Source organism: Geovibrio thiophilus (genome assembly GCF_004087915.1).
In the GTDB taxonomy this organism is placed as follows: domain Bacteria; phylum Chrysiogenota; class Deferribacteres; order Deferribacterales; family Geovibrionaceae; genus Geovibrio; species Geovibrio thiophilus.
Genome location: NZ_CP035108.1, coordinates 2,612,552 through 2,632,209 on the forward strand (window position 1 = coordinate 2,612,552; position 19,658 = coordinate 2,632,209).

The following is a 19,658-nucleotide window of genomic DNA, read 5'->3' on the forward strand; positions in this document are numbered from 1 at the left end:
CTTGCACCTGTATGCGCAAATTAAAGCGACTCTATTCCTGTTTCACCTGTTCTGATCCTTACGGATTCCTCAACAGGGATTACGAATATTTTGCCGTCACCGATTTTGCCAGTTTTAGCTGAATCGTTTATGGTTTTTACGACCTTCGCCGCGATGTCGGAGGAAACCACTACTTCCATCATAATTTTGGGAACGAAATCTATACGGTATTCCGCGCCTCTGTAAAGTTCGTTGTGCCCTTTCTGTCTGCCGTAGCCTTTAACTTCGTATACGGTCATACCAGTAATTCCAAGCTCAGCGAGAGCTTCCTTAACTTCTTCAAGCATGTGAGGCTTGATGATCGCTTTTATCAGCTTCATAAAAACTCCTCCTTATTCCGGTGATACTCTTAAAGAAAGCAACAGGTATGCCAAGATAGGTTTTACGATTAATAACAGATGTTTAAGGATTATTGAAAAAACTGAACGGGAAGGTGGTGATTATTTTTTAATCACCTAGTGACTAAAAACAGAACTGAAAAGGAAGTTATTCATTAAGCATGAAATAAACCGCGCCCGTTTTGCCCAGCTTGCCGATATTCGGCAGAAACATAGCCGTGTCTCCCTCGCCGTAAGGGTATTCTCTGTATGAGACCTTCACTTTTTCCGTGCCCTGAGGGATAACCAGCCTGTATTCCCTGACGTCCCCGGGTTCCAGAGCAAGACCCACGCTGGTGAAGGAGCCCACGACATCCTGACCTTTTACATATTCAGCGCTTATCTGAAGTCTGGAAACCTTTTCAAAGTAAGTGTTTTTCACAGAGAGAACGCCTTCCTCAAGCTTCAGCTCAAAGCCGCGAATATCGTAGACAGAGCCCTGTTTAATAATCTCAGGATCCTTCGGGGCGCATGACATAAGCATTAAAAATACGGATAAAAGTATTAAATTTTTCATAAGAATAAAATAATACCTTTGCTGTCTTTTTCAATAGGTGTTTTGAGATTATACTCTTTAAGGATATTGCAGTTTTAAATAATGAGGAGTATGCTTCTCAACTTATAATATAACTTCAGGTGCAGGTATGGACAGGACATCACTAAAACCCAGTCTGCTCACCGAACTTAAAAAAGGTTACGGCGCAGAAACACTGAGACGGGACTTATTCTCCGGACTCACTGTAGGCATCGTTGCGATCCCCCTTGCCATGGCGTTTGCAATCGCCAGCGGAACCACGCCCGATAAAGGGCTCTTTACCGCAGTTATCGCAGGTTTTTTCATCTCACTCCTAGGGGGCAGCCGCTACCAGATAGGCGGACCCACCGGAGCGTTTGTCATTATTATATATGCCGTGATAGAGAAGCACGGCTACGACGGACTCGTACTCGCTACTGTGATAGCGGGGATACTCCTTATTATACTTGGACTTATCAGAGTCGGCTCGTATATTAAGTTTATCCCTTATCCCGTCACCACAGGCTTTACCGCGGGCATAGCCCTTGTAATCTTTTCCACTCAGGTTAAGGACTTCTTCGGGCTTTCCATTGAGAAACTGCCTCCGGAATTTCATGAGAAATGGATGGAGTATTTCTTCAGCTTCCATACGCTCAATCCTGCGGCGACGGGTGTCGGGATAGCCACAGTGGCAATAATCGTCTCTGTGCGCAGGTTCGCGCCGAAGATTCCCGCCCATGTCGCGGCGATCTTCACTCTTACCGCGGCAGCGTGGATATTCGGCATCCCCGCGGAAACAGTGGGCGACCGCTTCGGCGCACTTCCCACAAGCTTTCCCATGCCTCAGATACCCTCATGGAGCATAGAAAAAATTCGCGCCGTGTTCCCCGATGCCATAACAATAGCCCTGCTCGCCGGAATAGAGTCACTCCTTTCCGCAGTGGTGGCGGACGGTATGACAGGGAGCAGGCACAGGTCAAACACAGAGCTTGTCGCGCAGGGCACGGCAAACATCATGTCCGCCTTCTTCGGCGGCATGCCGGCAACGGGAGCCATAGCCAGAACGGCGACAAACATAAAAACAGGAGCGAGAACTCCTGTATCAGGCATTATTCACGCATTTACAGTCCTGATTTTTGTCCTGTTTCTCTCTGACGTTGCCGAAAAAATTCCTCTTGCCGCCCTCTCCGGCGTGCTGTTTGTGGTTGCGTGGGATATGAGCGAACTTAAGAGCTTCCGCAGGCTGCTCAATGCTCCCAAAAGCGACAGCGGCGTGCTTGTGCTCACATTCCTCCTCACTGTGCTGGTTGATCTGACAGTCGCCGTTCAGGTCGGCGTTGTTCTTGCCGCACTCCTTTTCATGAAGCGCATGAGCGATGTTACCCATGTGGATTACCTCACGGGCAACGGAGGAAATGAGGACAAATACGATCCCGACAGAATTTCTCTTTATAATGTTCCCGACGGTGTTGAGATATACGAGATAGACGGTCCCTTCTTCTTCGGCGTGGCGGACAGGCTGGCGGGGATGCTCGCCTACCTCCAGAAATCTCCGAAAGTATTTATATTAAGGATGCGCAAGGTTCCCGCTATAGACGCAACCGGCATACACGCACTTGAGGAATTTCATCACAAGTGCATGAATCACAATGTGCCTCTCGTGCTTTCCGGTGTTCAGGAGCAGCCTCACAAGGCTCTGAGAAAATTCGGCTTTCTGAATGAAATAGGCGAGAAGAACGTCACTGACCATATCTCCAAGGCTCTCATCAGAGCCGAAGAGATCATGAGTAAAGAATAGAGCGCCTCAAAATAACCGCAAATGCCGCTCTGAGAAGGGCGGCATAAAAAGCGGTTGACAGACCCGCCCCTTTCACATATAAATTTTAGTTCCCGCATCCACACGGGAAAGGTGCGTATTTTTGCGCCCTAAAGTGTCAGGAAGGTAAAAACGGACAATGTTCAACACTTTGAATGAGAAACTCACCGCTGTATTTAAGGGTATGCGCAAGCAGATTCGCATATCTGAGGAGAACATTCAGGATGCCCTGAAACAGGTGCGCATCGCTCTTCTGGAAGCGGATGTCAACTTCAAAGTAGTGAAACGGTTCATAGAAAATGTTCGCGAAAAAGCCCTCGGTGAAGCGGTTCTCAAAAGCCTCACACCCGATCAGGTTTTCATAAAGATAGTCCATGACGAGCTTGTTAATGTTCTCGGCGGCGACGATGCCGCCGCCAAAATAAACCTCAACTCTAAACCGCCCACAATTATTATGATGGCGGGTCTTCAGGGTGCGGGTAAAACAACCACCTCAGGCAAGCTGGCAAGGTTCTTCATGAAAAGCGGCAAGTCTGTTCTTCTTGTCGCTGCGGATGTTTACAGACCGGCTGCGATCGATCAGCTTGAGATTCTCGGCAGGCAGATCAAGGCTGATGTCTACACGGACAGAAGCACTAAGGACGTGGTGAAAATCGCCTCGGACGCCCTCGCCTACGCGAAAAAAACAGCAAAAGATCTTATGATTATAGACACCGCAGGTCGTCTCCATATTGATGAAACGCTCATGGACGAGCTTGTGCGTACCAAAGACGCTGTTAATCCAGATGAAATCCTTTTCGTAGCAGATGCTATGACCGGACAGGACGCTGTGACTGTCGCCAAGACCTTTAATGACAAGCTGAACGCCACAGGCATCATCCTCACCAAAATGGACGGGGACGCAAGAGGCGGCGCGGCGCTCTCTATCAAGGAAGTTACGGGCAAACCCCTTAAATTCATAGCCATAGGCGAAAAACTGGAAGACTTTGAACAGTTCTATCCGGACAGAATGGCATCCAGAATCCTCGGCATGGGCGACATTGTCTCCCTTGTTGAAAGAGCTCAGGACGCCATAGACCCTGATGAGGCGGACGACCTCGCCAGCAAGATCCAGAAGAAAGGTATGGATTTTGAAGATATGCTGAAGCAGTTTAAGATGATAAAACGTATGGGCTCCCTCGAAAGCATTATGCGGCTCATACCCGGACTCTCGGCTGCGGGTCCGATGAACGTGGACGACAGGCAGATTAAACGCATAGAGGCTATCATCCAGTCAATGACTCCTCATGAGCGCAAAAACGCGAAAATCCTCAACTCCAGCAGGAAAAAGCGCATAGCCAGAGGAAGCGGCTCGTCGGTGAACGAAATCAACAAACTCTGCACACAGCTTGAGCAGATGAACAAAATGATGAAGCGAATGAAACAAAAATTAGGCTCCGGCAAAGACCTGAGCAAAATGAATATGAAAGATATTTTTAAAAATATGTAAATCACGGAGGTACATCTAGTGGCAACAAAGATCAGACTCATGAGAATGGGTCGCAAAAAAAGACCTTTCTACAGAATAGTGGTAGCAGACAGCAGAGAGAGAAGAGACGGAAACTTCATCGAAATCCTTGGGTACTACAACCCCGTTACTGAGCCCGCGGAAGTTAAAATCGATGAGGAAAAGGCTCTCAAATGGCTTAAAGTTGGCGCAGTGCCCACAGACACCGCTAAAAATCTTCTTTCAAAAGAAGGTATTATAAAAAAATTCCACGAAACCGGTGCCTGAGTAAATTTATATCAGAAGAGGTGAAGCCGTGAAGGAACTTGTAGAATTCATCGTCAAATCGCTCGTGGACAAACCGGACGCCGTCAGAATCGAAGAAGTTGAAGGGGAAAAAGCTTCTATCATTGAACTTCGCGTGGACAACGGCGACCTCGGTAAGGTAATCGGAAAGCAGGGCAGAACCGCAAAAGCCATAAGAACTATCCTCAATGCCTCAGGCGTTAAGGCAGGCAAAAAAGTGGTTCTGGAAATCCTCGAAGATTAATACCGGAAACATCCTTGTATAGTCAGTCGGCGGGACTGATGATAAAAGGAATACGGCATTTGAACAACAACGGTAATTCAGCCGGAGAAAACTCCGGCTGAATTTTTTCCTTAAAAGCGGCTTCCTCTTTTGAAAACATAAGTCTTTTATATTCCAAGGTTAAAAATGAATTTTATCAGAGTCGGGTTTATAACCGGTTCGCACGGACTGGACGGAACAGTTAAGATAGCTCCCAACACGGATAATCCGCAGATTTACGCGGATATGGAATATCTTATGACCGCCAAAAGCGGAACAGTCAAAGGCTCATACGAAATAACATCCGTACATGAGCACGGCAGCGCCATACTCATGCAGCTCAAGGGCGTGGACACAAAGGAAAAAGCCCAAGCTCTCAAAGGGCTTGAGGTTGTTATACCGGAGAACGTCCTGCCCGAAGAGGGTGAAGGCGATATATACTGGCACAAAATCGACAACGCCGAAGTTGTTGATGAAAATGGAATTTATATCGGAAGACTCACAGATTACCTAGAAACCGGAAGCAACGATGTTTTCGTAATCACCGAAGGCGGCAAAAGCTGGATGATTTCAAACAACGAGCATCATGTGCTTAAAATAGATACAGCAAACAGACGGATCACCGTCGACAGAGCGGGACTTGTAAGTGAAGATATATAACATCCTCACAATCTTCCCGAAAATGTTTGAGTCCGCCCTCTCCTTCGGAGTCGTCTCCAAGGCGGCGGACAAGGGCATTCTTGAAATAAACCCTGTAGACATAAGAGAATGCGCCTACGACAGGCACCGTTCCACTGACGACTGTCAGTACGGCGGCGGACACGGGCTTGTTATGAAAGCCGAGCCGGTTGTGGAATCTGTCAGAGCTGTTAAGGCAAATGACCCTTCCACACGTGTGATCATGCTTGACCCGAGAGGAAAAACCTTCAGCCAGAAGGATGCGGAAAGGCTTCTGGAATATGAAAGCCTCACCTTCATCTGCGGCAGATACGAAGGCGTGGATGAAAGAATCTACGATCTCGTCGTGGACGAATCTATCTCTCTCGGAGATTTCATACTCACAGGCGGAGAGCTTGCGGCTATAACGATAATAGATGCAGTCGCGAGACTTATCCCGGGCGTTCTGGGTGATGAAAACTCTCCCGTTGAAGACTCCTACTCCACAGGTCTGCTGGAATATCCGCACTATACAAGACCCGCTGAATACGAAGGTCTCAGCGTGCCGGAAGTGCTTACTAACGGTCACCACGCTGAGATAGACCGCTGGAGAAGAGAGCAGTCACTCAGACTCACCTTTGAAAGAAGACCGGATCTTCTTCGTGAAGCCCCGCTGAATGATCATGACAGAGCTTTTTTACGCAAACTAACACTTGACAAAATAAAATCCAGAAGGTTATATGTAGCTCTTCTTCATTATCCTATGAAAGATAAGGAGAAGGATGTCGTCGCCACATCCATCACAAATATGGATCTGCACGACATCTCCAGAAGCTGCACCACCTACGGTGTCAGAAAATACTTTGTAGTCACCCCCCTTTCAGCTCAGCGTGAAATCGCAGGCAGGGTCATAGACCACTGGCTGGAGGGCTACGGCGCGACTTACAACGCAAACAGAAAGCAGGCTTTCATGGGCACAGCCCTAAAGGAAAGCCTGATGGAAGTTTTGGAAGAAATCGAGCGTGTGGAAGGGCAACGACCCCGCATTGTTGCCACTACCGCACGAACCGATAGAGCCAATATAAGCTATCCGCAATTGGCGGAAGCCACCCTCAACCAACCATGCCTTCTCATGTTCGGTACAGGATGGGGCTTCACGGAAGATATTTTCCGCATGGCGGATAATATACTCCAGCCTATTGACGGCACAGGTGAGTTTAATCACCTTTCCGTGCGGAGCGCTGTGGCAATAATACTGGACAGATTGAACAGGAACTCAGGAGGTCTGTTGTGAAGAACAAACTGATCGCGTCAATCGAAGCTGAACAGATGAAAAAGGAACTTCCTTCTTTCCGTGCCGGCGATACTGTGAAGGTTAACTTCAGAATCGTGGAAGGAAACAAGGAACGTGTTCAGCCTTACGAAGGACTTGTAATAAGAATCCACAGAAACGGCGCTTCATCCACTTTCACAGTCAGAAAGATGGTGGGCGACATAGGTGTGGAAAGGATTTTCCCTTTCTACTCACCCAGAATCGAAAGCGTTGAGGTTAAACGTGCAGGTAAAGTAAGACAGGCTCGTCTCTACTACATGAGAAACCTCAAGGGCAAAGCTGCGAGAATCAAAGAACGCAGGAAAGGCTTCTAAGCTCCGGCTTGGAAGAAATTAACGAATTTCCGCAAATGCCCGCGATTCTTTTGAGCTGCGGGCGGCTGTAATAAAGAGGATGTAAAAATGAAGAGCTATTGGGCAAAACCTGATGACCTCGAAAAAAAGTGGTTCCTTGTGGATGCTGACGGACTCGTTCTCGGCAGGCTCGCAAGTAATATAGCCATGATCCTTATGGGGAAAAATAAACCCCAGTACACTCCCACTATAGACACGGGAGACTTCATTGTTGTCATTAACGCCGAGAAATTCGCAGTTTCAGGCGATAAAATGGTCAGCAAAAAATACTACAGACACTCAGGCTACATCGGCGGTCTTAAAGAAAGAAGACTTGAAGAAATGCTTGATAAAAAGCCTGAGGACGTTATCAGACTTGCCGTTAAACGTATGCTTCCCAAAACTAAGCTCGGCAGCGCCATGCTTAAGAAGCTTAAAATCTACAGCGGCGAAGCTCACCCCCATGAGGCTCAAACGCCTGAAAAATTAGAGCTTTAGGAGGCAGTTCATGGCTGGATACAACTACGGAACCGGTAGAAGAAAAACCTCTATCGCAAGAGTTTTCATAAAACCCGGAAACGGTGCTGTTACTATCAACGGAAAAGAACCCTCAGCTTATTTCCAGAGGGAGTCACTGATTCAGATCAGCCTTCAGCCCCTTGCAAAACTGAATGTTGAAAAGAAGTTTGACATTCTTGTTACTGTAAAAGGCGGCGGTAAAGGCGGTCAGGCAGGAGCTATCAGACACGGTCTCGCAAGAGCCCTCACTGAATTTGATGCCGAATTCAGAGCTCCCCTCAAAAAAGAAGGCTTCCTCACAAGGGATGCAAGAGCCGTGGAAAGAAAGAAACCCGGTCTTCCCAAAGCAAGGAAAAGCCCTCAGTTCTCCAAACGTTAATCACTGCCAAAAAAAACACTCAGAAGGAGCCGGAAACGGCTCCTTTTTTTTGTGATAGTTCAGAAAAATGAATATCTATGTTGTTTTGCTTCACCCGCAGCAACTCCATTGTCGGAGCTGCAAGGTTTCCCGTGTCATCGCGAACTATTTAATAACATGAAACTGCACATCCTATCAGTTTCATGTACACGCTCGCGGCGGGATAAACCCGCCTTCGCTTCGCACGGCGCAACTCCATCCTTGGAGTTGTATACGTCAGTTTTAATAACATGAAACTATACATCCTGTCAGTTTCATGTACACGCTCGCGGCGGGATAAGCCCGCCTTCGCTTCGTACGGCGCAACTCCATCCTTGGAGTTGTATACGTCAGTTTTAATAACATGAAACTATACATCCTGTCAGTTTCATGTACACGCTCGCGGCGGGATAAACCCGCCTTCGCTTCGCACGGCGGAACCCCATCCTTGGAGTTGTATACGTCAGTTTTAATAACATGAAACTGCACATCCTGTCAGTTTCATGTACACGCTCGCGGCGGGATAAACCCGCCTTCGCTTCGCACGGCGCAACTCCATCCTTGGAGTTGTATACGTCAGTTTTAATAACATGAAACTGTACATCCTGTCAGTTTCATGTACACGCTCGCGGCGGGATAAACCCGCCTTCGCTTCGCACGGCGCAACCCCATCCTTGGGAAGCCGAAGGATCTCACAATTATCCAGCGGCATGATGGACGCATATTAAAAAAAATATTGATTAACCGGCGGAGAAACAGCCGCACATTTTCAAGTCTGTTTCAACAGACAAAAATAATCAGCTTTCTGATTACGTTTATCAATATCCAGACAGACACGGATCCCTGCGGATGCTAAGGAAATATTGGATTTACGTTATTTGAACGCCTGAAAGTATGTAATAATTTTTGTCGAGTTTTCAACAATCCTTATGTGGAAAGCGTGTGGAAAAAAAAGTCTCAACATTACAATAAGTTCTGCTTAACATAACTTAACATGCGTTTTTTCCACATGTTATCCGTAACTTATAACATATTCAATATTACTGCGGGGTTTCCCGTGTCAAGCTTTTTTTTCTCCACAGATTTGTGGAATCTGTATTGAAAATTATGTATGATAAATGTAAAAACCCCTTCAAATCTGGCGTTGAGCTTAAGTGACTCATTTTTAGGCAATCAAAATACGCAAAAAAATAATTACCCTTGTCCTCTAATATTGAGATATTAGAATTATGCGATATTATTAGGTTTTCTAATGATACAATTTTTCATTTAGTTGCATTTCTTTAATGTGTAATTTACCGCTGAACGATGTTGAAACTATGTTGATAATTTTCAGTCCAAAATGCCCTGTATACAGCGATCACAGAATATATCAGATTATATCCTATTGTATCAGCCACATACAATGAGGGCTGATTATCAGGGGGTTTAGCATGTCAAGCTTTTTTTTCTCCACAGATTTGTGGAATAGTTGTTTAAATCAAACTTTTTCATGATGCGGATTTGCTTGTGAAAAGGCTTCCCGCAGATCGGCTAAATTTTAGACAGTTTGAGCCTTCTAAGAAAAATTTTCATTTTTTGGAATCACAGTCAGCAATATTACGCATAATTCCACTCAAAAATACTAAACATCACTTCACGAATACATATTGACAGATGAAGAAAGCTGCTCAGGCTCACGGGGACATGTGCGGTTCGCTAATAAAGAGGGTGTGTTTATTCCATGACACAAGTCAGATCAATTACCTTAAAATCAATTCTCAAAAGCGCTGTGCTGTCCGCAGGCATAGATACCATCGGGTAAACGGAGGTTCTTTTTAAGTCCTAGTTTACGCTGCTTCCGCAAGCGGAGAACGCTCATTCAGCCACGCATAAAAGTGTGGTGTTCTGCCTTCGACCGCATAAAAAAAGCCGCAGGAAGCGGCTGTGGGAATATTGCATTTTTTGAGTGTTCAGTTCAGTCCGAATTCTGCCAAAAGCATATCTATATCGTCCTGCGTGGCTCCGCTTATGCTTTCGCCTGTTTCGTCTTTTTTGGCTTTTATGATGCCGAGTATGGCGCCTATTCTTGCCCCAACTTCTTCAACAGACTTGATCACCTTTCTGAGTTTCTGCTCTGTTATATCCTGAAACTCAAGAGCATGGAGGATGCCGAAACCGAGATTTTCAGCCAGTGATATGTCCGACTCAATATGATCTATGCTTTTCAGCAGTCCTTTGGAATCCTTTTTGTAGACAAGGTCTTCAAAATCCTCAATATCATTGAGGAACTGTGAATAGAAAGCGGTCATTTTGTCTGCCGCCTCCATGAGGTTCATGGTGGCTTCCTCTGTCTTCTCGTTCACCTGCTCAAGGGACTGCACAACAACCGGCATGCTCTCTTTGGACATGACAATCGTGGGGTCAACTTCATCGACCTTGGTTTTAGTATCAAGGATTAATCTGAGGAGCTCGCCGATTTCGCCTTTGATGTCAATGCCAAGATCAACTGCGTCACCGTTGATTATTTTCTTTGAAAGGTGTTTGAGTTCTTCAAGAGAATCCGCTTCAATAAACATCCCTTTCACTGCCTGAGCAGGGGGTTCATCTCTGAATTTGGCAGCCGCAGGTTCGTCTCTGACTTCAAAAGACTCAGCCTCACGGAGAATATCGTCTATATCGTCCGTCTGAACAGTTTCAGGATCATCAAGAGCGACTGTTGTGCTCTGAGCAGTGAGAAGCTCCTCCATGGATGGTCCGAAGAACTCTTCATTAACGGCTTCGGCGGTGTTTTCTTCTGCTTCAGCGACTTCCGCTGCCTGATCAGCGAAGAAAGAGGACACGTTAAACTCCTCTTCCCCTAATTTTTCATTTTTTTTTTCCTGCTCTTTTCTTTGGCGGTTAAGATCGTCAGTCTCTTTTTCCCTTTTCGCAAGTTCCATCGCAATGAGGGCGTCAAGTTCGTCCTGAACCACGTGTCCTTCGTCTCCGCTCACCACATGGTCGCTCTGGCTGAGTGCGTCTTTAAGTATATCTTCAACGTCCGCATCCCCCTCAGCTTCATGGAATTCGGGCGTCAGCTTTTTTTTGTTGAGCTCGTCTGTTTCCTGCTCTCTTTTGGCAAGCTCCTTGGCAATGAGGTCATCAATGCTGTCAAGAGCGTCGTCAGATGAATCATCGTCAGAGGCGGCTTCTTCAGATCCGGTCTCATCCTCATCGGTTATTTCACTTTCAACCGCTTCGGCAACGTCATCATAATTGACAACAGGCTTCGCCTCTATTGCCGCCTGTCCGAGGAACCGTCTTCTCAGATCGCTCTCGGCAACCGCTTTGCCTTCGGCTATAACAGTATCTATATCAAGAAGAATTATAAGCCTGTCATCGTATTTGCAGATTCCCAGAATGTATTCCTGACCGATGGAACCTACAAGAGGAGGGGTGGGGTCAACCATGTTTTTGCTGATGCGGATAACTTCCGTAACCTCATCAACAACAAAACCGATATGTTCTGTATCAAAACGAACGACGATGATTCTCGTCTCTTTATCGAAATCCATTTTGTCGAGATTGAACCTTACCCTGAGATCCACAACAGGAATAACCTTGCCCCTGAGGTTCATCACCCCTAGAACGAAGGAATCAGTCCGCGGGACGGAGGTAATCTCCACTGTGCGGATGATCTCCTGAATCTTGAGAACATCTATGGCGTACTCCTCATCTCCGAGTTTGAGACCTACAAGCTGGATTATCTCTCCTTCTTCAAGTGAATCAAACTCTTCATCCAATCCAGCAGGATTTACCGGCTTAAGATTGCTCATTGAACACCCCTTTACAGCTTTGCGAGAAGCTGCTGTCTTACGTCATCAATGCAGGAGTTCACTTCCCTGCTGACGAGGCTTGTGTAGAAAGGCTTTAAGAGCTTAATGCTCTCGCTTACCTTAACATCATAAGGTATGAAACCTATTTTTTCAATATCTATACTAAGGTATTTTTTCGCAACGGTTTCGAAACCGTAAAAAACATTAAGCTCTTTTTTGGTTTTCAGCATATTCAGGATTATCCCCACCTTATATGAGGAAGCGATCTCCTCCGTTTTCGGCACATAGGCGGGATCAATTTCTCTCACTGCCTCTCTTATTGAGGCGAGGCTGGGGAAGTTCATGCTCTTGCTGCGTATTTTTTTACATATCTCGGCGAAGCGGTAGTCCTTTCTTAAGAGCTGCTCGACTTTTCTGTAAAGAGCTATTTTCAGAAAGCCGTAAGAGTTTTCCAGAGAGGTGGGTTCACTGTTCATTATCATGATTTTTTTATCGGCAGAATTGAAAAAATCTATCATGTTATAACTTGTCCCAGCACCAAGGTCCATTACAACATATTCGTATTCAAGGGTTTTAAGTCTGTTGAGTATTTTCAGTTTTTCGTAGTTGGTTATATGAGCCATACCGAGAACATCTCCGGTACCGCCAATGAAATCAACCCCCGCGGGGCTTTTCTGTATGATGTCGCCGATGCGGAAGCTTTCCTTCAGAAAATTATAAAGCCCTGTTCCCGGAAGCTTAAGCCCGACAAAATCGTGGAGATTCGCGCCGCCCAGATCCGCGTCAACAAGAAGAACCCTTCTCCCTGCCGCAGTGAGCGACATAGCTATATTCGCGGAAAAAAAACTCTTGCCTACTCCGCCTTTACCGCTGGCAACGGAAACTATCTCAGCCATAACTCCCCGCAACAATGTATTTCAGGTGTTTTGTCTGTATTTCACAGCAATATAATATATCACAAAATATGTTATAACGCCAAATATTAATCCTATCAGGTGTGTGCCGGCGAAAAAAGGGAGCAGTATGGTTCTCGCCGCTTCAAAGAGCTCTGTCAGCGAGGTATTGGTCCAGTCAATGTCTATAGGGGTATCATCGCGAAGAATCCATCTGCCGACCTTATAACAGAGAGCGTAAATAAAAACCATTGTAAAAGGATTTGTGATGTAAGCGCCCAAAAGCAGCGGATACATAGGCAGGCTGAATATAAAGGATATGCCTATGGCAAGAGCGGTGTGGAACCCCACATACGGGGAGAACCCAATCATTACCCCCACTGCTGACGAAATAGCAAGAATCTGAGGAGAGCAGTCAAGCTGGAACAGCTTCCTGAGTTTCTTGCGAATCATATTGAACGCCATATATATTAACCGCCGCTTTATATCTCTGTGAAAACTGCGTGCATACACAGCCTCAGAGATTATAAATGAGCGGAGCGGAATTTAAAACTATATTTTCTGCGGCAGCAGAGACTTTTTGCTGAATACCTCTGTTACTGTGCCGACATGGCGCACAGCAGGATCGTCCGCTTTCAGAACTTCATAGCCTCTGTTCTCAGGAACAAGAAGCCCCTCTCCGTCAGCAAGAAGGTATTTGCGTATGAACGGTCTGCCGTCCGAGCCGATGAGGAATACAAAGCTTTCGTGCCTGAGTATTCCGTCATCCTTGATCCATAAAGCTATATCCCCTTCAGAGATCACGGGTTGCATGGCGTCGCAGACCACGATATGGGCATATCTGTCCGGATTGTTAAGCGTAAAGGGAGTTTTGATAATTTCCGCTGCCGGCAGGAAAATATCCGAATCAGATTTTCTGAAAAGCGGCTGAAACATTTCTCCCGTGCCTTGATAAATCCAGTCTGCCGACACTCCGTACTCATCAATAAGAAGGCGAAGATTGCTTTCGCTGATGAACCTGTCACCAGATTCCCAATTCTGGACAGATCTGTATGACGAGTAGATTCTCTCGGCAAATTCCCTCTGAGTAAGCCCCAGAAAATTCCTTAGCTGCCTAATTCTTTTTCCGATTTCCGTATTTTTTCGACACATCTATTCGTTTTATTCCTTGACACCCTACACTCATGGGTGTACCTTATACACATTAGTTCTATAGCAGAAATATATATTATTGCAAAATGAAAACTTTTACAAGAGAATAGCTTGCGGTATGAGAAAAGGATATAGTCTGTTCACATTTCAGGAACCGTTAAGCAGAAATAAGCCGGAATTATGGCAGTGTTAATTTTAATAAGAAGCGGAAGATTGCCAGCTTAGCCAAAAAATAATCGGATTAATCGGGATGGGGGGATTTGAACCCCCGACCCCTGGTTCCCGAAACCAGTACGCTACCAAGCTGCGCTACATCCCGTACGATTGATAATTTAGCACATTTTCTCTTTCTTTTGCAAGAATATATACGAAGAAACGACTGGGTGTAAATATATATTTGATATTGGCGGCACAAACAGAAAAACTTTTTTTGTTTATCTGATGTCTTCATCCCGGTTCCTTTTGCGTGATTTACACTATGTGGATGCAATCGGCTGCCAATAACAACTAGTATATTTACACAAAAAATATTATAAGGTAATGTTAGGCTATGATCGGAGAAAAACTTAGAAGACTTATTAAACGTAAAGGAATCAAGCAGGTTGAGGTATGCAGAGCCGTGGGGCTTTCCCCGTCCAGACTCTCCAATTATCTCAGCGGCAGCAGAGAACCGGATCTCGAAACCCTTTCTAAAATTGCCCGCTTTCTTGAAGTTAAGCTTGATTACTTCGCCTTCGGCGACTCCATCAAGAATACCAAGGAAATAGGCGAAAGAATCAAAAAAATCAGAGAGATGAGAGGGCTTACGAAAAAAGACCTCTCCGATTCCACCGGCTATGACCTCACTTTTTTCGCCGCCCTTGAACTCGGGCACGGCGAATTTGAGAGAGAAACCATTGAGACTATCTCGCAGATACTTAAGTACGGCGCTGATGAGCTCATCGGAACCAACGAACAGAACACGGAAGCTCTCTCGGCAGTTATGGAAAATGAAGTTGTGGATTACTTCCCCGCTTCACCGGAAACCCAGTACCATCTGGACGACATAGCATCCGGCAGAACGGAGGCTCTCAAAACCCCCTTCTGGACTGTGGTTACTGACGGCAGATTCGCCCCGAAAATAAACGAAAACGAACTGGTTTTTGTTGAAAAAATCATCGGCTTTCCCGAAGACAGGGAATCAGTTCTGTTCGCTTCGGAAGGAACGCTCAGGCTTATGCGCTGTTTTGAATACCATGATTCTGTGCTTCTCGCGCCTGAATCAAAAGCCGGAGAACCCATCAGCCTCAACAAAAGTGAGGAGATGAAACCCGGAAGCCGCTGCTACAAAATCCACTGGATTGCCAAAAAACCGGACTGATAATCAAGGAGCCTCAGGGCTCCTTTTTTTGCATCCCAATGATTCACACTAAGAGAATCTTTATTGACAAAAGGTCTATCCTGCGCCATAATCCATCCATGATTGGGAAAAGACTGAGACAGTTGTTAGCATTACACAACATGACGCAAGCCGAGCTTTGCAGAAAACTGGGTATCTCGCCGGGGAATATGTCTAACTTCATAAATGACCAGAGAAACCCCAGCCTTGAAACATTATCCCGCATTGCGGGTTATTTTTCTGTTAATATTGATTCTTTTGTTTCGGAGACTCCGTATGTTCATTCCGGACCAAAACTTCTTTCCTCTGTTAAGGAAAGCAACTTAATATCCTCCGGCAGACTTTGGATTAAAATTGACACAAACGCTTTTTCGCCCGCTTTCAGGGAGCAGACTCTCATATTCGTTGACAGAGCAGCATCAGTTCACCACAGGGACTGTGTTCTTATATACAGAAACGGGAAACCCGAGATCTACAGGTATCTTGTGAAAAGCAGAGGTTCTATTCTCATACCATTCAGGAAAACAGAAATGCCTCTTGAAATAAATAAACAGAGTAAGGAAAAGCTTTATAAAATAACTTTTTCCGCCTCAGCTCCCTAAACCACTTCCGTTCCGCTGCCCATAAGAAAGCCGGCTAGAAACTTGGTGAAAATTCTCCGATCCCCCTCCTCAAAGCTGACAAACTCCAAGGCTGCAAATCTTGATATATCATTGTTCTTTTCGGTATCGGGCTCGATACGCCAGACCTTTGCCTTCGCCGCGATTCCTTCGGGCTCAGAGCAGCCGTGAAAGCAGATTTTCAGATCATAAAAGTCATAAATATTTATCACTTCATCGGTGCGGATTTTTATTCCGCCAATGCTTATGTCTTTAATTTCCGCATCGATAGACGCGAAGCACTCTTCTTTTCTCAGCCTTACTCTGACCGGAACATCTTCAAATCTGTGAAACCTTCTTCTTTCGATCATACCGCACCCGATAACTGTTTAGAAATGATACCCCGATCCTGTACGGACTTCAAGAGCATAAGCCCTTATCTGCTCACGCAGAAGCAGCTTTCGCTGTTTTTGTCTGCGAGCCTGACGATAAGACTTTTGCCGTCCGGAACGGTAAACCATTCGCAGCAGTTAATCTCATAGCTTCCCGTTATAAGCTGCGCACTGATGCTCAGCCCTCCGCCCGTGTTTTTCATGCTGACGGACTGCTTCGGCTTAACCAGCACGTAATTTTCATTTCTGTTGGACTGACTCTGCACACGTACTCCCAGAAGCAGCTCGGTTCTGTTTTCAAATCTTACATCAGCAAACGCCCCGACAGAAAAAAACAGGACGCACACCGCGCAAAAAGTAATGATTTTCTTCATAATCACCCAAAATTAGCATGACGGCGGCATATTGTGAAGAAAAAAAGTCCTCACTCTGTCTTATTTCAGCGGTATTCCGAATCTTCTTGCCGCTTCGGTGAAATCCACATCCATTCCAGCCTGCGCCGCTTCCCTGATTGTAGTCCAATCCGCGTATTTTTTCTCCTCAAAAACAAACGACGGAAGCTTGCATCCGCTGCCGAAGTTAAGCTCCGCTATCCATCTGACCAGAGTGGAATTTACCGTACCCGCCAGTGAGGCGGCGGTCTTTGCCGCTTTTATACCGAATGTTCTGGAGTGCTCCTTAGCAAGGGCGTATGATGCGCCTGAGCCGGTGTCGCTGGTGAGTATTTCTCCTGTTACTGCCTTTGAGATCTCTCCGTTGCAGACCTCAATCAGCTTTGCGAAATCCTCCGAACTTCCCCTGCTTTCAAGCACCTGAACCTTTTCCACGTTGGCTAACGCCACTGCGGCATCGTTCTGTATGCCGCTTAAGGATTCAGCCAGAGCCTGCGCCCTGCGCCTCGTTTCCTCTCCTCCGTCCGAATTGAACATGGCAAGGACTGTCGGAACACCGAATTTCTCCGCAACGGTGAGCCAGAAGCGAAACCCTGCCTTCTTGAACATCCACGGCCAGTAGCATTTGGACAGAACCGGGCTGCCGTAGGGGTTTTCGTTTCTGGGCATATGCCTGTGGATTATAAACTTGTATTTTTCATCAAGTTCTGTCTTCCCTCCTCCGTCCGCCATGAAAAGACCGCCTTCCGAATCAAAAAGAAATCTGGCTGGATTCCGGTTCAGAAGCTTTTCCGCCAGCCAGTGAGCCCCCTCCTTCCTCCACACTATTTCCGTAACGGAAAAACCGTATTCCACGGCGGAAAGCATCTCCTCAAGCTCCTGAAGAAAGTTCGGCATGTCTTTGAGATTTCTCCGCACATAATCAGCGGTCTTAGCCGCTTCCTTTGTGGAGTCTGCGGGAATTATGCTCCACTCATACGCAAGCACGCCGTGCCTTAGCTGCTCAAGTTTTGCGGAAATATGCGCATCCGCCAGCATTTCATCAAAGATCGACAGACGGAGACCGTTTTTTGACAGTATAACGTCAGGATTCGGCATAAAGCTTAAAAATGTTGAAAATTCCGCCGCTGAAGAAACGGCTTTTGTAAGATTATTCATAATGTTCCCCCTTAATATCCTCTGAATATGGCGCCTGCCTGTCTGGAGGTTCCCGAATGAACCCCTTCGGGCATTGCCCTTGCTCCACCCTCACTCAGCGCCTGAGTGAGAGCGTCAACCATGTCGTCATGCCTGCCGAAGGGGAAAGCCGCAGCCTCCTCCACCAGTTCAGCGCTGAAAGCCTTGTCCTCCGGCAGATAAACATTTCCCGCCTCAAGGAGGGGCTGAACCGCATAAGCCCTCGAAATCTTTGAGCCTTTCGGCTCCACGGCTATCATTCCCTGAATCTCCTTTCTGAGAGCCGAAAGAACAGCAGAGCCGTTCGCCTTGTCCTCAACATATTTCGCCCCCGCCTGCGGCCATCGGACAGTGAGGTTTTTTACCGCTCTTACAGTTGCGGAAAAATCCATTCTGTCCCGCACCATATCGGCAAGGTATCTGCACGAGCCCTTAACAGCCCAGACCTGTCCCACAACATAGTCGGCTCCTTCGTTACCCTTGAAGCTCATGTCCCATGACTGAAACCAGCAGTCCGGATCGGCTGGAAGGGTTCGGTAATAACGCCACCATTCCCGTTTGAGCACTGTTCCCGAATCAGGCGCCGGCTCCTGCATATAGAGAGCGTTCCACACCCTTGAGCCCACGGACTGCCTTATGCGGTTCAGTTCTTCCTCCCCGTATTTCGCAGCCCAGAGAGGCTCACCATGTTTTCGGAAGGATTCGTCCGCTTCGGCGACAGCGGGGAGCTTAAGAATCCTCCATTCCCCCGGGTATTCCTTGAGGAGCCTGCCCGCAAGATCGTCCTCGTGCCATCTGGTCTGCACCAGAATTATCCGTCCGTTTTTTTCCAGCCTCGTAAACAGCGTAGAGCGGTACCAATCCCACAGCTTGTCCCTGTAAAGGGCTGAAGACGCCTGTTCGGAGTTTTTAACAGGATCGTCAATGATGATCAGATGCCCGCCCTGACCGGTTATTGAACCTCCGGCACCCGCGGCGAGATAACGTCCGCCCTCCTCCAGCTCCCATCTTGACGCGGAGCGGGCATTCGCTCTCAGACCTTTTCCGCCGAATACATTTAAAAAGAGTCTTGACGCTGCAAGATCCCTCACCCGCCTGCCGAAACTCTCGGCAAGCTCAGCACTGTATGAACACGCGATAACGTTCAGCTTGGGATTCCGTCCCATGAACCATGCGGGAAAGCGTACCGAAGTAATTTCGCTTTTGCCGTGTCTGGGCGGCATCATCACCATCAGTCTGTCCGTTTCGCCTCTTTCCACAAGCTCAAGCTCACGGGCAAGCAGCCTGTGGTGCCAATTCGGGAGGAAGTCTCTGAAGCTCAGCATGCAGTAAGAAATAAGCGACTTTTCCGCCTTCCGGCATGCAGCGGCTCTCGGATCAGTCTTCATCATCCTCCGTTACCCTTGCGGCGTCCTCAAAAGAGATGTCGTACAAATCATCCAGAGCATTGTTGGTTTTGACGGTGCCCATTATTTCCTCAGGCTTTGTCAGTCCCACATCCCTGTACGCCTTCAATGTTTTGGAATGAGTTTCCAGATCCTTCATGTTCCCGCATTCATCCAGCATGCTGTCCGCCTTTTCTATCCCCTTAAGCGCAACATCCTGCACAGCCTTAAGAATCCTGATCCGTTTCCTGCGTCCGGTTTCAAGACTGTTCTCCCATTTTTCTTTTTTTGCTCTTTTTTTAATCTCAACGGAACTGCATCCGAATATCCCTGCGAGATTGTCCGGATCTGTGTTGCCGTTTTCATATTCTTCTCTGATTTTTACCCAGTCGAACCCCATCTCCCCACCGAAACAGTCATTTTGTTACGGACAGAAATATAACGCATAAAGGGGAA

Annotated in this window: 22 protein-coding genes and 1 tRNA gene; 11 read left to right on the top strand and 12 right to left on the bottom strand. The window is 46.8% G+C overall.

What is annotated here, in order from left to right; translation table 11 throughout:
• Positions 1–20: 20 nt before the first annotated feature.
• Positions 21–359 carry a P-II family nitrogen regulator gene (locus EP073_RS12105; protein ID WP_128467424.1) on the bottom strand — a complete coding sequence of 113 codons (339 nt, stop codon included), beginning with the start codon at positions 357–359 and terminating at the stop codon, positions 21–23.
• Between the two features lie 166 nt (positions 360–525).
• Positions 526–933 (bottom strand): hypothetical protein, encoded by a 408-nt coding sequence (locus EP073_RS12110; protein WP_128467425.1) that lies wholly within the window; start codon positions 931–933, stop codon positions 526–528.
• Positions 934–1,060: 127 nt separating this feature from the next.
• Between EP073_RS12110 and EP073_RS12115 the strand changes: the two genes are divergently transcribed.
• The 9 genes from EP073_RS12115 (at position 1,061) to rpsI (ending at position 8,020) form a co-directional block, all read left to right on the top strand.
• Entirely contained in the window at positions 1,061–2,728 is a 1,668-nt protein-coding gene (locus tag EP073_RS12115) for a SulP family inorganic anion transporter (protein ID WP_128467426.1), read from the top strand.
• Between the two features lie 157 nt (positions 2,729–2,885).
• Positions 2,886–4,235 carry a signal recognition particle protein gene (ffh, locus tag EP073_RS12120; protein WP_128467427.1) on the top strand — a complete coding sequence of 450 codons (1,350 nt, stop codon included), beginning with the start codon at positions 2,886–2,888 and terminating at the stop codon, positions 4,233–4,235.
• Between the two features lie 18 nt (positions 4,236–4,253).
• The gene (gene rpsP, locus EP073_RS12125; protein WP_128467428.1) at positions 4,254–4,520 is read left to right on the top strand and encodes a 30S ribosomal protein S16; all 267 of its coding nucleotides are present in this window, start codon (positions 4,254–4,256) and stop codon (positions 4,518–4,520) included.
• Positions 4,521–4,548: 28 nt separating this feature from the next.
• Positions 4,549–4,782: a KH domain-containing protein gene (locus tag EP073_RS12130; protein ID WP_128467429.1), complete on the top strand. Its 234-nt coding sequence runs from the start codon at positions 4,549–4,551 to the stop codon at positions 4,780–4,782.
• 165 nt (positions 4,783–4,947) lie between these two features.
• Positions 4,948–5,460 carry a ribosome maturation factor RimM gene (gene rimM / locus EP073_RS12135; RefSeq protein WP_128467430.1) on the top strand — a complete coding sequence of 171 codons (513 nt, stop codon included), beginning with the start codon at positions 4,948–4,950 and terminating at the stop codon, positions 5,458–5,460.
• The gene (gene trmD, locus EP073_RS12140; protein WP_128467431.1) at positions 5,447–6,751 is read left to right on the top strand and encodes a tRNA (guanosine(37)-N1)-methyltransferase TrmD; all 1,305 of its coding nucleotides are present in this window, start codon (positions 5,447–5,449) and stop codon (positions 6,749–6,751) included. Before rimM ends, trmD begins: the two co-directional genes overlap by 14 nt.
• Positions 6,748–7,104: a 50S ribosomal protein L19 gene (gene rplS / locus EP073_RS12145; protein WP_128467432.1), complete on the top strand. Its 357-nt coding sequence runs from the start codon at positions 6,748–6,750 to the stop codon at positions 7,102–7,104. Before trmD ends, rplS begins: the two co-directional genes overlap by 4 nt.
• An 87-nt stretch (positions 7,105–7,191) precedes the next feature.
• Complete coding sequence (rplM, locus tag EP073_RS12150) at positions 7,192–7,620, top strand: 50S ribosomal protein L13 (RefSeq protein ID WP_128467433.1); 429 nt, start codon at positions 7,192–7,194, stop codon at positions 7,618–7,620.
• A 10-nt stretch (positions 7,621–7,630) separates the two neighbouring features.
• Positions 7,631–8,020: a 30S ribosomal protein S9 gene (gene rpsI / locus EP073_RS12155; protein ID WP_128467434.1), complete on the top strand. Its 390-nt coding sequence runs from the start codon at positions 7,631–7,633 to the stop codon at positions 8,018–8,020.
• Positions 8,021–9,990: 1,970 nt separating this feature from the next.
• On the opposite strand, the gene EP073_RS12160 is transcribed toward rpsI, so the two are convergent.
• The 5 genes from EP073_RS12160 to EP073_RS12180 all read right to left on the bottom strand — a co-directional run bounded on the left by EP073_RS12160 (position 9,991) and on the right by EP073_RS12180 (position 14,199).
• Positions 9,991–11,835, bottom strand: coding sequence for a chemotaxis protein CheW (locus tag EP073_RS12160; RefSeq protein WP_128467435.1), 1,845 nt, complete (start codon positions 11,833–11,835; stop codon positions 9,991–9,993).
• 11 nt (positions 11,836–11,846) lie between these two features.
• The gene (locus EP073_RS12165) at positions 11,847–12,731 is read right to left on the bottom strand and encodes a nucleotide-binding protein (RefSeq protein WP_128467436.1); all 885 of its coding nucleotides are present in this window, start codon (positions 12,729–12,731) and stop codon (positions 11,847–11,849) included.
• Positions 12,732–12,752: 21 nt separating this feature from the next.
• Positions 12,753–13,181: a DUF2062 domain-containing protein gene (locus EP073_RS12170; RefSeq protein ID WP_241654000.1), complete on the bottom strand. Its 429-nt coding sequence runs from the start codon at positions 13,179–13,181 to the stop codon at positions 12,753–12,755.
• A gap of 99 nt (positions 13,182–13,280) precedes the next feature.
• Positions 13,281–13,880, bottom strand: a complete 600-nt coding sequence (locus EP073_RS12175) for a helix-turn-helix domain-containing protein (RefSeq protein WP_128467438.1) — start codon at positions 13,878–13,880, stop codon at positions 13,281–13,283.
• A 245-nt stretch (positions 13,881–14,125) separates the two neighbouring features.
• Positions 14,126–14,199 (bottom strand) — tRNA-Pro (locus tag EP073_RS12180).
• A gap of 231 nt (positions 14,200–14,430) precedes the next feature.
• Between EP073_RS12180 and EP073_RS12185 the strand changes: the two genes are divergently transcribed.
• Both EP073_RS12185 and EP073_RS12190 read left to right on the top strand, forming a co-directional pair.
• A complete protein-coding gene (locus EP073_RS12185) occupies positions 14,431–15,240 on the top strand; it encodes a helix-turn-helix domain-containing protein (RefSeq protein ID WP_128467439.1) in 810 nt (269 codons plus the stop codon).
• A gap of 98 nt (positions 15,241–15,338) precedes the next feature.
• Positions 15,339–15,860, top strand: coding sequence for a helix-turn-helix domain-containing protein (locus EP073_RS12190; protein WP_283808368.1), 522 nt, complete (start codon positions 15,339–15,341; stop codon positions 15,858–15,860).
• Here EP073_RS12190 and EP073_RS12195 read toward each other — a convergent pair.
• From EP073_RS12195 to EP073_RS12215, 5 genes are all read right to left on the bottom strand, one after another.
• Positions 15,857–16,228 (bottom strand): PilZ domain-containing protein, encoded by a 372-nt coding sequence (locus tag EP073_RS12195; protein WP_128467441.1) that lies wholly within the window; start codon positions 16,226–16,228, stop codon positions 15,857–15,859. The two genes, EP073_RS12190 and EP073_RS12195, sit on opposite strands and share 4 nt — an antisense overlap.
• A 65-nt stretch (positions 16,229–16,293) precedes the next feature.
• Positions 16,294–16,623, bottom strand: coding sequence for a hypothetical protein (locus EP073_RS12200; protein WP_128467442.1), 330 nt, complete (start codon positions 16,621–16,623; stop codon positions 16,294–16,296).
• A 60-nt stretch (positions 16,624–16,683) separates the two neighbouring features.
• On the bottom strand, positions 16,684–17,799 hold the full coding sequence (locus EP073_RS12205) for a phage portal protein family protein (RefSeq protein WP_128467443.1): 1,116 nt from the start codon (positions 17,797–17,799) through the stop codon (positions 16,684–16,686).
• 11 nt (positions 17,800–17,810) lie between these two features.
• On the bottom strand, positions 17,811–19,208 hold the full coding sequence (gene terL, locus EP073_RS12210; RefSeq protein ID WP_128467444.1) for a phage terminase large subunit: 1,398 nt from the start codon (positions 19,206–19,208) through the stop codon (positions 17,811–17,813).
• Positions 19,195–19,602 (bottom strand): hypothetical protein, encoded by a 408-nt coding sequence (locus EP073_RS12215; RefSeq protein ID WP_128467445.1) that lies wholly within the window; start codon positions 19,600–19,602, stop codon positions 19,195–19,197. The genes terL and EP073_RS12215 overlap by 14 nt, the downstream gene beginning before the upstream one ends.
• Positions 19,603–19,658: the final 56 nt, after the last annotated feature.